Genomic DNA, 14,787 nt, shown 5'->3' on the forward strand with positions numbered 1-14,787 from the left:
CACCGCCGAACACAACGTACGAGTGTGGCCCCCGAATCACCGATTCGGGGGCCACACTCATATACACGACCCGGCCCGGTATTCGACCACCATCGAATACCGGGCCAGAGCCATACCCAGACCCATTTCTCATGCGTCGCTCTCGTGCCGGGGCACGACGATCATCGGTACGGCCAGCACCCGGAGCATTTTGGCAGCGGTGGTGCCGAGGAAGAGTCGTTTGGGTGCAGCGAGCCGGCTCGAACCGACCATGATCACATCGCCGGCATGCCACTCGACGGTGCCGACCGCATCCTCGATGCTCTTGCCCTGTGCGATCGACGTGGTGATCGGTGTGTTGTCGGGTAGGCGTGAGCCCGCGGTGTCGAGAGCCTGCTGCGCCAGCGTCACCGCGGATTCCATGGCGTGTTGTTCGTCGTCTGCCGACCGGTGTCCGGGCATGTCGTCGCGGGAGACCAGAGAGAGGAATCGCAGTGGCAGGTCACCTGCGGTTCCCAGCTGGGCGGCGGTGTCGATGAGGGTCTCGGCGCCAGGCCGGCGGCCGATCGCGGTGGTGAGTTCTCGGATGCGAGGTGCGCCCGTATACCGAAAACCGCTGGGCGCCAGTGCGACCGGGACCGGCGACGAGTGGAGCAGATCGTTGACGACCGAACCCAGCGAATGTCGGCCGACGAGGATGCCCCCACCGGACCCGCCGACGACGAGGATGGTGGCTCGGAGACGCTCCACCTCCTTGATGAGCCCGTGTGCCGCGTTCTCCTCCACCGTGATGTGAGTCTGTACGGAGATGTCGTCGGGTACCGCGGCCCGCGCCTCATCGAGCCACTGGTGGGCCTGTTCCTCGAGCAGCTCGGCGAAATCCGGGGTGTCGGCCGCATGCGAGGCCGTGTCCGGAGGGATCACGAGGGTGATGTCCACCGACGCATGGAAGGTTCGCGCGAGGCAGACCCCCAACGCGACGGCATCGGCGCCGCCCGATGTGGCGATGTAGGCGACGAGCAGCTTCATCGTGTACTCCGATCGTGCAGTCGGGAACGAGACGTCCAACAGTGCGTCCCCATCATCTCAACATGCGCGCGGAACACGTGGTGATGCTTCGCCGCGGCGCGGCCGTCTCCACGAGCGTGTCGTCGAGACGGCCGCGCCCAGCAGCGCCGTCAGCTGAGGTGATGCACCTCCTGCAGTCCGTAGACCGGGGTGGGGATGCCCTCGAGGCGGGCTTTGAGCTGCAAGGCCAGGTAGAGCGAGTAGTGACGTGATTGGTGCAGATTGCCGCCGTGGAACCAGAGCCCTGGTTGGCGCGTGGGCTTCCACATGTTGCGTTGTTCGCCCTCCCACGGTCCGGGGTCCTTGGTCGTCTCGGAGCCGAGGCCCCAGACTTTGCCGACCCGGTCGGCGACCTCCTGGCCCATCAGGTCGGCGGCCCATCCGTTCATCGACCCGTATCCGGTGGCGTAGACGACGACGTCGGCGGGGAGTTGGGTGCCGTCGGCGAGCACCACGCTGTCCTCGGTGAGATGGTCGACCTCGCCGTGTGCGAGCTTGATGGATCCGTCGGCGACGAGTTCGCACGCACCGACGTCGATGTAGTAGCCGGACCCACGTCGCAGGTATTTCATGAACAGGCCGGAGTCGTCGTCGCCGAAATCGAGATCGAACCCGGCCGCGGTGAGACGGTCGTAAAACTCTTTGTCGCGCTCACGGATCTGGTCGTAGAGGGGGATCTGGAACTGGTGCATGATGCGATAGGGCAAGGAGGCGAAGGTGAGATCCGCCTTCTTGGTCGTCATCCCCGACGCGACGGCCTGCTCGCTGTAAAGTGCGCCGAGTCCGATCTCCATCAGTGAATCCGACCGGACGATGTGAGTCGATGAACGTTGCACCATTGTTGTGTCGATCCCGTTGTCCACGAGGGCTTTACAGATGTCGTGGGCCGAGTTGTTGGCGCCGATGACGACCACCTTGCGCCCTGCGTAGCCATCCGGACCGGGATGTCGGCTGGAGTGGTGTTGTTCGCCGGCGAAGACATCCTGTCCGGGGATCGTGGGCACGTTGGCCTTACCGGACATGCCGGTGGCGAGTACGAGCTGGGTGGGGTGCAACGTCATCTGCTCTCCGTCGCGATCGACCTCGACGGCCCACGTCCCGGCGTTCTCGTCGTACTCGGCGGACAGGCACGTCGTGCGGCTCCAGTAGGGCACCTCCATGACCTTCGTGTAGAACTCCAACCAGTCACCGATCTTGTCCTTGGGCGCGAACACCGGCCAGTTGGGTGGGAACGGCAGATAGGGGAGATGGTCGTACCAGACCGGGTCGTGCAGACAGAGGGTCTTGTATCGCTGACGCCATTGATCCCCTGGCCGATCGTGCCGGTCGACGACGACGGAGGGCACGCCCAACTGACGCAGACGGGCGCCGAGCGCGATGCCACCCTGACCGCCGCCGACGACGAGCACATACGGCTGCACCGTGCGGCCGAGTGCGTTCTGCTCGTCGGACAGCTTCTCCGACCAGGATCGACGGTCCGGGTCGGATCCGTGTACGGCGCCGAGAACCCGAGTGGGACCGCTCGGTTCCTCGTGCCCCTTGAGTTCTTGCAGTGTGGTCAGCAACGTCCAGGCGGTGTCGGTGCCGCCGTGCTCGTCGTCGGGGCGCAACCGTAGGTGCCCGACGCCGCGCCCGGTCGCCGTCTCGAACTCGATGAAGGCGGACACGACATCGTCGTCGACCGTCGGTGGTTCGCTGGTGCGCAATCCACACGGATCGGTGTCGTCGAGGCGGTGGGTCAGCATGTCCGCGATCTGCTCACGGCCCTCGACGGTCTTGAGGTTCCAGGTGAACGAGACCAGATCGCGCCAGAAACAGTCGGTGGCAAACATGCCGCACGCTCTCGCTATGTCGCGGGCCGCGAGTGCCGCTTCGAAATCGGCGAGCCAGCGATCGACGCGCTGCTGCGGGTCGGGCGTCCGAACGTCGTCGTCGGTCGACGGTTCCAGGGTTTGCGTCATGCGGTCCTCCTCGATCACGGGGCGGTGTTTGTTCGGTCCGCCGATGTGTGATCCACAGCACACCGCTGCGCGCATCCGGTCGGCAAGGGTTGCATCCGGTTGCGACCGGGCCGACTGGTGCAGGAGACTTTCGTTCGCGTGTGATCTGACGCACAATCGGGCTGTGCCCGAACCGAGCGATGCCGGACCCGAACCCGCGGTCTCCGCGGGCGACGACCCGCGTCGGTACGCCCAACTGTTGAGTGCCGTGTACGACGCGGCGATGGCCGGCGAGAAGATGCCTGCCCGGCCCAGGGCGCTCATCGGCGATTCCTGGGATCGGGTGCTCGATGCCGGAGTGGATCCCGACGCAGGCGCCGGCATACCCGGCCTCGACCGCACGGGGATCGAGACCGGACGGCACGAGTCGGGGCTGGACGCGGTTCTCGATGACCTGACCCGAGGGTTGGATTCGGTGATCGCCGATGGCGACAACATCCTGGTGGTGGCCGACGCACTGGGACGGGTGCTGTGGCGTAGTGGTTCGACGGGAGTCCTGCGCCGCGCCGATCGACTGGGATTCGTCGAGGGCGCCGACTGGGCGGAGAACTCCGTCGGTACCAATGCCATCGGGACCGCCCTGACCACCGGCCGGGCCGTGCAGGTCTTCTCCGCCGAACACTTTGTCCGGACCCATCATTCGTGGACCTGCGCCGGTGCCCCGATCCGCGATCCGCGCACCGGGGAGATGCTCGGTGTGGTCGATGTCAGTGGTCCGGCGGCCACCATCCATCCCACCACGGTGGCGTTGGTCGACGCCGTCGCGAAGCTCGCGGAGTCACGACTCCGTGACCATCATCGGGAATCGCTCGACCGTCTGCGGTCGGTGGCCGCACCGATGCTGGCCCGCTTCGGAGGTCCGGCGGTTGCCGTCGACCACGACGGCTGGGTGGCGGCACTCGACGACGTTGCCCCACGGGCGCGGGTGATGCTGCCGAGTCGCGCCGCGCCCGGGCGGCTCTGGTTGCATGGCCTCGGTGAGTGCGATCTGGAACCGTTGCCCGGCGGTTGGCTGGTCCGTGTGGGTACTGCGGCCTCGTCGGGCACCCGGATCGAACTCGACCTCCGCGACTCGCGGACACCACGTCTCGCGGTGTCCGGGGCCACGGGCACCTGGGCACTGCAGCCGTCCCCGCGGCACGCGCAGATCCTCGCACTGCTCGCAGGCAATCCGGGCGGGTACAGCGCGGCCGAGATGTCGACACGACTTTTCGGCGTGCCCGATCGAACCATCACGGTCCGGGCCGAGATGTCGCGGCTGCGCAAACACCTCGGTGGGCTGCTCGCCGCGAATCCGTACCGGTTCGTCGACGGCGTGACCGTGCGCGTTCACCCGGCGGCGTCCACGACCACGTGTGGCGCTGATCGGTCCGGGGCGGTCGGGTCGCCTACATTCGGTACGTGAGCACCCACGTCGACGGATATCTCGACCACATCATGGCGGTCTGCGCCCAGAACCGGTCGGGCGAGCCCGCCGACTACATTCCCGAACTCGCGCAGGTCGACCCGGAGGGGTATGGCCTGTCGATGTCGGTGCACGACGGACATGTGTACTCGCACGGGGATGCGCAGACGCTCTTCACCATCCAGTCGATCTCCAAGCCGCTGACCTACGCCATGGCGCTCTCACGTGTCGGATTCGTCGAGACCGACGCAAAGATCGGGGTGGAGCCCTCTGGTGAGGCGTTCAACGAGATCAGCGTCGACGGTCGGGGCCGGCCGAAGAACCCGATGATCAACGCCGGGGCGATCCTGACCGCCTCGATGCTCCTACCGCCGGTGCGCGAGTTCGACGCGTCGGTGGTCGACCGGGTCTTCGACGAGATCGTGGACTTCTACTCGGCCTGTGCGGGACGCCGACTGAGCCTCGACGCCGACGTCTACCGATCCGAGGTGGCCACCGGCGCGCGTAACCGTGCGATCGCGTACATGCTCGACAGCTTCGGCGAGGTCGACTGCGACCCCGATGCCGCCCTCGACCTGTACACCCGTCAGTGCTCGCTGCAGGTGACGACCGACGACCTGGCCGTGATCGGTGCGACCCTCGCCAACGGCGGCGTCAATCCCCGTACCGGGCGAGAAGTGATCAACCAGGAAGTGGCGCAACGAGTCCTGTCGGTGATGACGACGTGCGGGATGTACGACGGGGCGGGGGACTGGGTGTCGTCTGTCGGGTTGCCCGCCAAGAGCGGGGTCGGTGGCGGCATCCTCGCGATCCTTCCGGGACAGCTGGGTATCGGTGTCTACTCACCCCGGTTGGACGCACACGGCAACAGCGTCCGCGGGATCGACACGTGCCGCCATCTGTCCACCGATCTCGGTCTGCACATGTTCAATCTGGCCCGTGAGAGCCGGGTGACGATCCGCGCCGTCTACGACATCGACGAGTTCGGTGTCAGCGCGGACTGGAGCGAACGCGAGCGGGGGTATCTGCGCACCTGTCGTGATCGCGTCCGCGTCTACGAACTACAGGGCGACCTGACCTTCTCCGGTGCCGAGAGTGCGATGCGCCGACTCGAGACCGACCTGGGACTCTTCGACGTGGCGATCGTGGACATCTCCCGGATCGGCGTCATCGACCCGGTGGCGCGGACCATGATCCTCAGCTTCAAACACACCCTCGACGATCGTGGTCAGCGAGCCATGCTGGTTGACCCCGACGGCGTGGTGCGCGCCAGCGTGGAGCGACACCGAAATGATCGAATCCTCCCGGATCTCGCTGTGCCCGAAGTACTTCGGGGATTCGATCCGACCCTTCCGCATGTCCACGGGTCGCTGGAGGATGCGGTCACCGACGCCGAGGCGTTCCAGCTGAAGAGACGTTACGGCGACGGCGAGGACTTCGGTGTGGGGTGATTGCCCGGCGCACTGTGATCGCTAAGCTGGCGTCGTGCGACTCGTCATTGCGGAATGCCAAGTGGACTACGTCGGTCGATTGACCGCACACCTGCCGATGGCCAAGCGGCTGTTGCTGATCAAATCCGACGGGTCGGTCAGCGTGCACGCCGATGATCGCGCCTACAAGCCGCTGAACTGGATGAGCCCGCCGTGCTGGATGGCCGAGTCGGCGGTTCCCGACGGCGTCGAGGCGCAGGCGTACTGGGTGGTCACCAACAAGGCGGGTGAGGAACTGCGCATCACCATCGCATCGATCGAACATGACTCCGAGCACGAGTTGGGGGTCGATCCGGGGCTGGTGAAAGACGGTGTGGAGGCCCACCTCCAGGAGTTGCTCGCCGAACACGTGGAGACCCTGGGAGCGGGGCACACCCTGATCCGGCGGGAGTACATGACCGCCATCGGGCCGGTCGACCTGCTCTGCCGCGACGAAGAGGGCGCCACGGTGGCGGTGGAGATCAAACGGCGCGGCGAGATCGACGGGGTCGAACAGCTGACCCGGTATCTGGAGCTGCTCAATCGGGACCCCATCCTGGCCCCGGTGGCGGGCGTCTTCGCCGCGCAGCAGATCAAACCCCAGGCACGCACGCTCGCCGAGGACCGCGGGATTCGGTGTCTGGTGCTGGACTACGACGCGTTGCGCGGTGCCGAGAGCACCGAGTTCCGGCTGTTCTGAACCCCTCGACGGCTGGGTGTGGCAGACCGTCGGAGGTTACGAGTTGTTCTGGGCCCCTGATGAATTCGAGCCTGACGAAGTCGATCCTGATGCCGATCCGTTGACGCTGCTGCCGTTCTTGGTCGACCGCTTGATCTGCGACTGCGGGGACAGCGAACGGTTCAGCAATTCGATGTCGTCGTTGTCGGTGACGTCGGCGAGATCCTCGTGACGATCGAGCAGTTGCGACGGAATCTTGGTCAGCTGGACACGGACCTGCTCGAGCTGATCGACGACCTGTTTGCGCGCGGAATCGACCTGGCCGGCGAGGTCACGTGAGCGCGCGAGACGTTCGGTCACGATCTCGTGGGCAGTGTCCTTCATCCGCTGGATCTCCTGCTGCGCGCGATCACGCTGGGACGCCAGGTCGGCGTCGTGACGTTCGCGTTCGGACTGACGTGTGCGTGAACTCTGCAGCTCGAGTTCGGCCGCCTCGCCCTTTGCCTTGGTGACGATCCGGCGGGCCTCGTCACGCGCGGCGGTCATGGTCTCGGAATGCTCCGACTCCATCGCGGCCTTGCGTTCGGCGATCTGCTCTGCCGCTTCGTCGGCGTCCTGGGCGGCCTGGGCCTCGATGGCGTCGGCCTTCTCGCGGGTCTGGCGTGCCCATTCCTCGGCCGCCGTGGTGGTCTTCTGCGCCTGTTCCTGTGCCTCGGAGCGAATCCGTTCGGCATCCGCCTCGGCGTCGTCGCGCATCGCCTGCGCCTCTTGGCGGGCCACCGACGTGGTCTCGGCGGCTTCGGCAGCTGCTTCGGCCCTGACCTCGGAGGCCTCGTCGGCGGCGAGCTGCAGCATCCGGCCGAGGCGTTCGCTCATCCCCTGGGCGGTGGTGGGCGGCACCGACAGTTTGTCCACCTCGCGGCGCAACTCCTCGATCTCGTTACGCGCCTCTTCGAGGTGTGCGACGAGTTCGGTTGCGTTCGCGGTGGCCGCATCGCGGTCGGCGGCCAGCACCCGCAATTCGGCGTCCATCCGGCGTAGATGATCTGCCACCTGCTCGCGGTCGAAGCCGCGCATCACGATGGCGAACGGGAGGTGCCGTGGTGCGGGAGCTGACATGCGGCACAGTCTAACTCAGGGGGATGGGTCGGTGACCTGTGGAATCCCCGCGGGCCGACCGCTCAGTGCGCGGCGGCTCCGGACGCCGGTTCGACCAACTCGAGGAGTACGCCGCCTGCATCCTTGGGATGGACGAAGTTGATCCGCGAGTCTGCCGTACCGCGCCGTGCCTCCGGGTAGAGCACCCGCAGGCCTGCTGCCGTCAGCCGGGAGACGACCTCGTCGAGGTCGGTCACGCGAACCGCGAGCTGCTGTAGACCCGGACCGTTGCGATCGAGGAACTTGGCGATCGTCGACGACTCGTCGAGTGGTGCGAGCAACTGGATCACGGTGCCACCGGCCTCGGCCGCCGCGCGCGGGCCGACCATTGCCTCCCGGACGCCCTGATCGGTGTTGGTCTCCTCGTGGAGGGTCTCGAAACCGAGGTGATCGAGGTACCACTTCTTGGCGGCGTCCAGATCGGGGACCGCGATACCTGCGTGATCGACGGCGACGACGAGGTCGGAGATGAGGGCGGTCGCGCCGGGGTCTGTTGCTGTGGTGGTCATGCCACCACGGTAGCGTTGGAGGTACAAGCGCACAGAGCGGGCGTTCGGTCCGCGCGGTTTCCCCCGAATGCTGGAGGTCTTTCATGTCCACGAACACCGAACAGTCGTCGACGGTCATCGTCGCCGGGGCGCGTACTCCGTTCGGACGTCTGATGGGGTCGTTGAAGGACTTCAGCGCGGTCGATCTCGGTGCCATCGCCATCAAGGGTGCACTCGACAAGTCGGGTGTGCCGGCATCGGCGGTCGACTACGTGATCATGGGGCAGGTGCTCACCGCCGGTGCCGGGCAGATGCCCGCGCGCCAGACCGCGATCAAAGCAGGTATCGGCTGGGACGTGCCCACCTTGACCATCAACAAGATGTGCCTGTCGGGTATCGACTCGATCGCCCTCGCCGATCAGCTCATCCGCGCCGGGGAGTTCGAGTGTGTCGTGGCCGGTGGTCAGGAGTCGATGACCCAGGCGCCGCATCTGCTGCCGGGTAGCCGGGGTGGCTTCAAGTACGGCAACACCGAGCTCGTCGACCACATGGCCTACGACGGCCTCTGGGACGCCTTCACCGATCAGCCGATGGGTGCGCTGACCGAGCAGGGAAATGACGTCGGCGCGAGCGCGTCGACGGGAACTGTCGCAGGCGGCGGTTTCACTCGCCAGGAGCAGGACGAGTTCGCGGCGCAGAGTCATCAGCGCGCAGCCACGGCCTGGAAGAACGGTCTCTTCGCCGACGAGGTGGTCGGCGTCTCGATCCCGCAGCGCAAGGGCGATCCGATCGTCTTCGCCGAGGACGAGGGCATTCGCGCCGACACGACGGCCGACTCACTGGGCGGACTGCGCCCGGCTTTCCGTAAGGACGGCACCATCACCGCGGGCAACTCCTCGCAGATCTCCGATGGTGCTGCCGCGGTGATCGTGATGAGCAAGGCTAAGGCAACCGAGCTGGGCGTGACCTGGCTGGCCGAGGTCGGTCCGCACGGCGTCGTGGCCGGTCCCGACTCGTCGCTGCAACTGCAGCCGGCGAACGCCATCGAGAAGGCGTGTGCCCGGGCCGGCGTCACGCCCGCCGATCTCGACTTGATCGAGATCAACGAAGCGTTTGCTGCGGTCGGCCTGGCCTCGGCTCGTCAGCTCGGCGTCGATCCGGCGATCGTCAACGTCAACGGCGGCGCGATCGCTGTCGGCCATCCGATCGGTACCTCCGGCGCGCGCATCACCTTGCACCTGGCACTGGAACTGCAGCGTCGAGGCGGCGGGATCGGTGCGGCGGCACTGTGCGGCGCGGGCGGTCAGGGCGACGCCCTCATCGTGCGCGTGCCCAAGAGTTGAGAGACTTCTACTACACAAAGTCGTAGAGACGTGGTCTCTTCGGCACAATGGAGACCATGTCGAACATCCTGGATCTGCGCACCCCGGCGAAACGGTTCCGACTCGTCGCCATCCTCGAAGCGATCACCTGGCTCGCCCTGTTGATAGCCATGTTCTTCAAATGGGTTCTGGGCCACACCGAGGCGGTCGCCGTGCCCGGAATGGTGCACGGCATCGTGTTCGTCGCGTTCGTGCTGATCTCCTTGGTCACCGCCATGCAACTGCGATGGGGTGTCAAGGTCACCGGCCTCGCGCTGGTGTCCAGCATCCCTCCGTTCGGCACCCTGGTGTTCGAGTGGTGGGCGCAGCGCAACGGGCATCTCGCCGAGTTGTCCGACGAGCCGACATCCCAGCGGCTGGCCGTCTGACGAGGAGCCACGGTGATCGTCGCCTTCAGCCTGACCCCCTCGGGTGGGGACGCCGTCGACGATGACGGCGGCATGAGTGCTGCCGTCGCGGACGCCGTTCGTGTCGTCCGGGAGTCTGGACTGCCGCATCAGACGACCGCGATGTTCACCTACATCGAGGGCGAGTGGGATGAGGTGATGGCCGTGGTGAAACGAGCCGCAGATGCGGTCGCCGCGCGTGCCCCGCGAGTCGGGCTCGTACTCAAGGCCGACATCCGCCCCGGTCACACAGGTGAACTGTCGGGCAAGGTGGAACGGGTCGAGCGGCACCTCGCGTGACCCCGACGAGAGCGGCAGGTGCCGTTCGGGCTCGCGTCGCGGTCTCGGCGGTGTTCGCTCTCAACGGGTTCCTCGCGGCGATGTGGGTGGCCCACATCCCCGTCATCGCCGAGCGCACCGGCATCACGCACGACCTGTTGGGCGGCCTGCTGTTACTCCTCGGTGGGGCGGCGTTCGTGGGGATGCAGGTGTGTGGCCCGATCATCGACCGATGGGGTCCACGCCCCACGACCGTCGCCGCTGCGGCGGCCCTGTCGCTGCTGATCCTCGCACCGATCACGGCCACCGGGGCCGGAAGCCTGGCGGCGGCCCTGGCGGGTTTCGGTTTCGCCAACGGGGCACTCGACGTCTCCATGAACGCACAGGCGGTGCGGGTGGAACGCGAGTACCGGCGACCCATCATGTCGTCGTTCCACGGATGGTTCTCGGTCGGCAGCCTGGTCGGTTCGGGCATCGTCGCGTCGATGCTGTGGCTCGATGTGGACGTGCGAGCCACGGTGGCGGGCGCGACGGTGGTCGGGTTGGTGGTGATCGGCTGCGTGATGGGGGACCTGGAACGTGGTCCGGAAATCGATGACGGTGCGCCGATCGCCGATGATCGACCGGTTCCCGAGGGCTCTCGCTGGTGGACCGGGATCGATCTGCGACGCCTGGCACTCATGTCGGCGGTGGCCTTCGCGCTCATGCTCGCCGAGGGCACGGCCTACGACTGGAGCGCCCTGCACATCGTCGAGACGTTCGATACCCCGGAGGCGATCGGTGCCGTCACGTTCGGTGCGTTCAGCGCCGCGATGACGATCGCTCGATTCGGGGTGGACCGGGTGTCGGCGACGATCGGGCCCGAATCGGTGGTCCGCTACGGCGCGATGATCGGGCTGGCCGGGATCACGGTTGCGGTCGTCGCACCGTCTGCGGGGTGGGCGATCGCCGGCTGGACGGTCTTCGGAGTCGGGCTCGCCGGCCTCATCCCACAGATCTTCACCGCTGCCGGCAACCTCAGCGCCACGGCGAGCGGCCGCGCGATCTCGCTCGTCGTCGGTTGCGGGTACCTGGGAATGTTGGCAGGCCCCGCGGTGGTCGGGTTCATCAGCAATCGCAGCAGTTTGGCCGTCGGGTTGGTCGTGGCGATCGTGGCCCTGGCGTTTGCCGCGACCGCAGCGGGTGTGGTGCGCGTACCTGCCGGTGACAGCGGTCGGCCCGCACCGCGCGACATGCCACACTAGAGATGTGACACGACCAACGAATCGGCAGCAGGCGGCAGCAGCCGCCCGGCAGCAGGCACAAGCAGCGGTAGCCATGTCGGGAGCAGTCGACCTCTCGGGACTCAAGGAACGCGCCGACGCGCAACGGCAGCAGGCACAGCGACCTGCGGCACCGGCCGGGGACACCGCGGGCGGTGCGCCTTCGGGAACCGGCGTCGTCGACGTCACCGAGGAGAGTTTCGAGACAGAGGTGCTCGCCCGGTCCACGCGCCAGCTCGTGGTGGTGGACCTGTGGGCGGAATGGTGCGAGCCGTGTAAGCAGCTCTCACCCGTTCTCGAATCGCTGGCCGGCCGTTCGAGCGGACGTTGGATGCTCGCCAAGGTCGACGTGGACGCCAATCCGCGCATCGCGCAGGCGTTTCGCGTGCAATCGATCCCCATGGTGGTGGCCATCGCGCAGGGACAACCGGTCGCGGCTTTCAACGGGGTGCGTTCGGAAGCGGAGATCTCCTCGTGGATCGAGGAGATCCTCGGGCAGGTCGGTGATGCCCTACCCGGTGTGGACGTCGGTGAGTCCGAGCCCGAGCCCGAGGACCCGCAGATGGTGTCGGCCGCCGAGCAACTCGACCAGGGCGACTTCGAGGGCGCTCTCGCCGCGTATCGCGCGATCGCCGAGGCAGATCCGACGAACATCGAAGCAGCCTCGGCTGCAAGGAATCTCGAGTTCGTCCTGCGTGCGCAGGCGCACGATCCCGCGATCGTCGACAACGCCGCGCCCGCCGACCTCGACGCCCAATTGGCCGCCGCCGACGTCCTGCTGTTGGCGCAACAACCGGACGCGGCGTTCGATCGGATCATCGAGGTCATCAAGGTGACCGCGGGCGACGACCGCACCCGTGCGCGCACCCGCCTGCTCGAACTGTTCGAACTCTTCGATCCGGCCGAACCCTTCGTGATGTCGGCTCGTCGGAAATTGGCGACCGCGCTCTACTGACACCTACACCTGGTGAACCGCCCGGTACTGAACCGGGAGTTCCCTCAGACGGGGGAGCCCGCTACGGACGGACCGGGTGCGAGGAATACCGCCGAGTTGGCCGGCAGCATGACCTGGGCAGAGGTCATGCGGCCGTGCCATCCCGGGCCGTCGGCGACGACGCTGCCGAGATTGCCTTTGCCCGCTCCGCTGTAGGCGGCCGAATCGGTGTTGAGGATCTCGGTCCAGGTCCCGGTCTGGGGTAGACCCACCCGGTAGTCGTCGCGGTCGAGACCGGAGAAGTTGAACAGGCAGGCGACCGTCGACCCGTCCGCCCCGTGTCGCAGGAAGCTGATGACGTTGTTGGCGGTGTCGTTCGCGTCGATCCAGGAGTAGCCGTCGGGCGTTGCGTCCTGGCTGTAGAGGGCGGGTGACTCACGGTAGATGCGGTTGAGGTCGGTGACCAGGGCCGAGATTCCCGAATGCAATTCGCCCTCCCAACCCTGCGTTTGATGCCAGTCCAGGCTGCGACTCTCCGACCATTCACCGGTCTGGCCGAACTCCTGTCCCATGAACAGCAATTGCTTTCCAGGGTGGGACCACATGTACGCGAGGAGGATTCGCACGCCGGCGGCTTTGGTGAAGGAGTCGCCGGGCATCCGTCCCCAGAGGGTGCCCTTGCCGTGCACCACCTCGTCATGGGAGATCGGCAGCACGAAATTCTCGGTCCACGCGTACATCAGCGAGAAGGTGATCTCGTGGTGGTGAAAGCTCCGGTGCACCTGATCTCGGCCCAGATAACCGAGGGTGTCGTGCATCCAGCCCATGTTCCATTTGAAGCTGAACCCGAGACCGCCCAGATTTGTCATCTGGGTCACCCCTGGCCATGCGGTGGACTCCTCGGCGATCGTCACGACGCCGGGGAAGTGCTTGGCCACGGTCGCGTTGGTCTCCTGCAGGAACTGCACCGCCTCGAGGTTCTCGCGTCCGCCGTAGATATTCGGCCGCCAGCCGCCATCGGGGCGGGAGTAGTCGAGGTAGAGCATCGACGCGACTGCGTCGACCCGTAGCCCGTCGATGTGGAACTCGGCCACCCAGTACAGGGCGTTGGCCACCAGGAAGTTACGGACCTCGCGGCGACCGAAATTGAAAACGTAAGTGCCCCAGTCGAGTTGCTCGCCACGCATGGGATCACCGTCTTCGTAGAGCGGCGTTCCGTCGAACCTCGCGAGGGCCCAGTCGTCTTTCGGGAAGTGCGCGGGCACCCAGTCGACGATGACCCCGATGCCCAGTGTGTGCAGATGGTCGACGAGATGGCGGAAGTCGTCGGGCGAACCGAATCGTGCGGTCGGCGCGTAGTACGACGTGACCTGATATCCCCAGGAACCGCCGAACGGATGTTCGGCGACCGGCAGGAACTCGACGTGCGTGAAACCCTTCTCGACCACGTAGTCACCGAGTTGCTCCGCGAGTTCACGATAGGACAGTCCGGCCCGCCACGAACCGAGGTGCACCTCGTATACGCTCATCGGCTCGTCGACCGGGGTGCTCGCGCTGCGCCGCGCGATCCATTCGTCGTCGGACCACGTGTGGGTGGACTCGTCGACCACCGAGACGGTCGACGGTGGTGTCTTGGTCCGTCTGGCCATCGGGTCGGCCTTGTCCCGTATCGCGCCGTCGGCACCGTGCACGCGGAACTTGTACTGCTCGCCCGCGGTGATGTCCGGGATGAACACCTCCCAGACCCCACTGCTGCCCAGGGTGCGCATCGGAGCCTGTCGCCCGGTCCAGTTGTCGAAATCGCCGATCACTGCCACGCCGTGAGCGTTGGGCGCCCACACCGAGAAGGCGACCCCGCGCACCTGCCCGTCCGGAGTGGTGTAGCTGATCGGGCGGGCGCCGAGGATCTCCCAGAGTGACTCGTGCCTGCCCTCGGCGAAGAGGTGGATGTCGAGGTCGCCGAGACTGGGCAGGAAGCGGTACCCGTCGGCCACGACATGGCTGGTGGTGGTGCCGTCGGCGTTGCCATAGGTGACCCGGTAGCGATAGTCGACCAGATCGGCGATCGGGACGGTGACCACCCAGAGGTCATCGCTCTGATGATGCATCGGATGGTCGACCCCGCCGATCACGGCGACGACCGACACCGCGTCCGGCCGCAGCGTGCGCAGGATCGTGTGTCCGCCGGGGGCGTCGTGGGCCCCGAGGAAGCTGTGTGGATCGGGATGGGTCAGGTTGAAAAGGCGACGCAGGTCGTGGTCGGATGCGAACGGGTCCGGGCTCGTGGTCACGTCAACC

General features: G+C 66.6%; 13 protein-coding genes. 8 read left to right on the forward strand and 5 right to left on the reverse strand.

All coding sequences use genetic code 11. The annotated features are described in order from the left end of the window. Window positions 1-129: 129 nt before the first annotated feature. Window positions 130-1,008: a universal stress protein gene (locus AAFP35_RS22670; RefSeq protein WP_419223923.1), complete on the reverse strand. Its 879-nt coding sequence runs from the start codon at window positions 1,006-1,008 to the stop codon at window positions 130-132. 149 nt (window positions 1,009-1,157) lie between these two features. Further along, window positions 1,158-3,008, reverse strand: a complete 1,851-nt coding sequence (locus AAFP35_RS22675; RefSeq protein WP_419223924.1) for an NAD(P)-binding domain-containing protein — start codon at window positions 3,006-3,008, stop codon at window positions 1,158-1,160. Window positions 3,009-3,171: 163 nt separating this feature from the next. Between AAFP35_RS22675 and AAFP35_RS22680 the strand changes: the two genes are divergently transcribed. From AAFP35_RS22680 to nucS, 3 genes are read left to right on the forward strand one after another with little or no spacing between them, the layout of a single operon-like run. Further along, window positions 3,172-4,452: a GAF domain-containing protein gene (locus AAFP35_RS22680; protein WP_419223925.1), complete on the forward strand. Its 1,281-nt coding sequence runs from the start codon at window positions 3,172-3,174 to the stop codon at window positions 4,450-4,452. Then, window positions 4,449-5,903, forward strand: coding sequence for a glutaminase A (gene glsA / locus AAFP35_RS22685; protein WP_419223926.1), 1,455 nt, complete (start codon window positions 4,449-4,451; stop codon window positions 5,901-5,903). Before AAFP35_RS22680 ends, glsA begins: the two co-directional genes overlap by 4 nt. Window positions 5,904-5,937: 34 nt before the next feature. Beyond that, window positions 5,938-6,621 carry an endonuclease NucS gene (gene nucS, locus AAFP35_RS22690; protein WP_419223927.1) on the forward strand — a complete coding sequence of 228 codons (684 nt, stop codon included), beginning with the start codon at window positions 5,938-5,940 and terminating at the stop codon, window positions 6,619-6,621. A 36-nt stretch (window positions 6,622-6,657) separates the two neighbouring features. Here nucS and AAFP35_RS22695 read toward each other — a convergent pair whose 3' ends face one another. Both AAFP35_RS22695 and mce read right to left on the reverse strand, forming a co-directional pair. Further along, a complete protein-coding gene (locus AAFP35_RS22695; RefSeq protein WP_419223928.1) occupies window positions 6,658-7,719 on the reverse strand; it encodes a hypothetical protein in 1,062 nt (353 codons plus the stop codon). Between the two features lie 62 nt (window positions 7,720-7,781). After that, window positions 7,782-8,267, reverse strand: coding sequence for a methylmalonyl-CoA epimerase (gene mce / locus AAFP35_RS22700; RefSeq protein WP_419223929.1), 486 nt, complete (start codon window positions 8,265-8,267; stop codon window positions 7,782-7,784). Window positions 8,268-8,350: 83 nt separating this feature from the next. Here mce and AAFP35_RS22705 point away from each other — a divergent pair, with 83 nt between their 5' ends. From AAFP35_RS22705 to AAFP35_RS22725, 5 genes are all read left to right on the forward strand, one after another. Next, entirely contained in the window at window positions 8,351-9,589 is a 1,239-nt protein-coding gene (locus tag AAFP35_RS22705) for an acetyl-CoA C-acetyltransferase (protein WP_419223930.1), read from the forward strand. A 47-nt stretch (window positions 9,590-9,636) separates the two neighbouring features. Further along, window positions 9,637-9,996 carry a DUF3817 domain-containing protein gene (locus tag AAFP35_RS22710; protein WP_419223931.1) on the forward strand — a complete coding sequence of 120 codons (360 nt, stop codon included), beginning with the start codon at window positions 9,637-9,639 and terminating at the stop codon, window positions 9,994-9,996. Between the two features lie 12 nt (window positions 9,997-10,008). Further along, window positions 10,009-10,314 (forward strand): thiamine-binding protein, encoded by a 306-nt coding sequence (locus AAFP35_RS22715; protein ID WP_419223932.1) that lies wholly within the window; start codon window positions 10,009-10,011, stop codon window positions 10,312-10,314. Between the two features lie 80 nt (window positions 10,315-10,394). Continuing rightward, window positions 10,395-11,537, forward strand: coding sequence for an MFS transporter (locus AAFP35_RS22720; RefSeq protein WP_419224009.1), 1,143 nt, complete (start codon window positions 10,395-10,397; stop codon window positions 11,535-11,537). A 73-nt stretch (window positions 11,538-11,610) separates the two neighbouring features. Continuing rightward, entirely contained in the window at window positions 11,611-12,510 is a 900-nt protein-coding gene (locus tag AAFP35_RS22725) for a tetratricopeptide repeat protein (protein ID WP_419224010.1), read from the forward strand. 44 nt (window positions 12,511-12,554) lie between these two features. Here AAFP35_RS22725 and glgB read toward each other — a convergent pair whose 3' ends face one another. Continuing rightward, a complete protein-coding gene (gene glgB, locus AAFP35_RS22730; RefSeq protein WP_419223933.1) occupies window positions 12,555-14,780 on the reverse strand; it encodes a 1,4-alpha-glucan branching protein GlgB in 2,226 nt (741 codons plus the stop codon). Window positions 14,781-14,787 lie beyond the last annotated feature (7 nt).

It is taken from the genome of Gordonia sp. CPCC 206044, assembly GCF_048537895.1.
In the GTDB taxonomy this organism is placed as follows: Bacteria; Actinomycetota; Actinomycetes; order Mycobacteriales; family Mycobacteriaceae; genus Gordonia.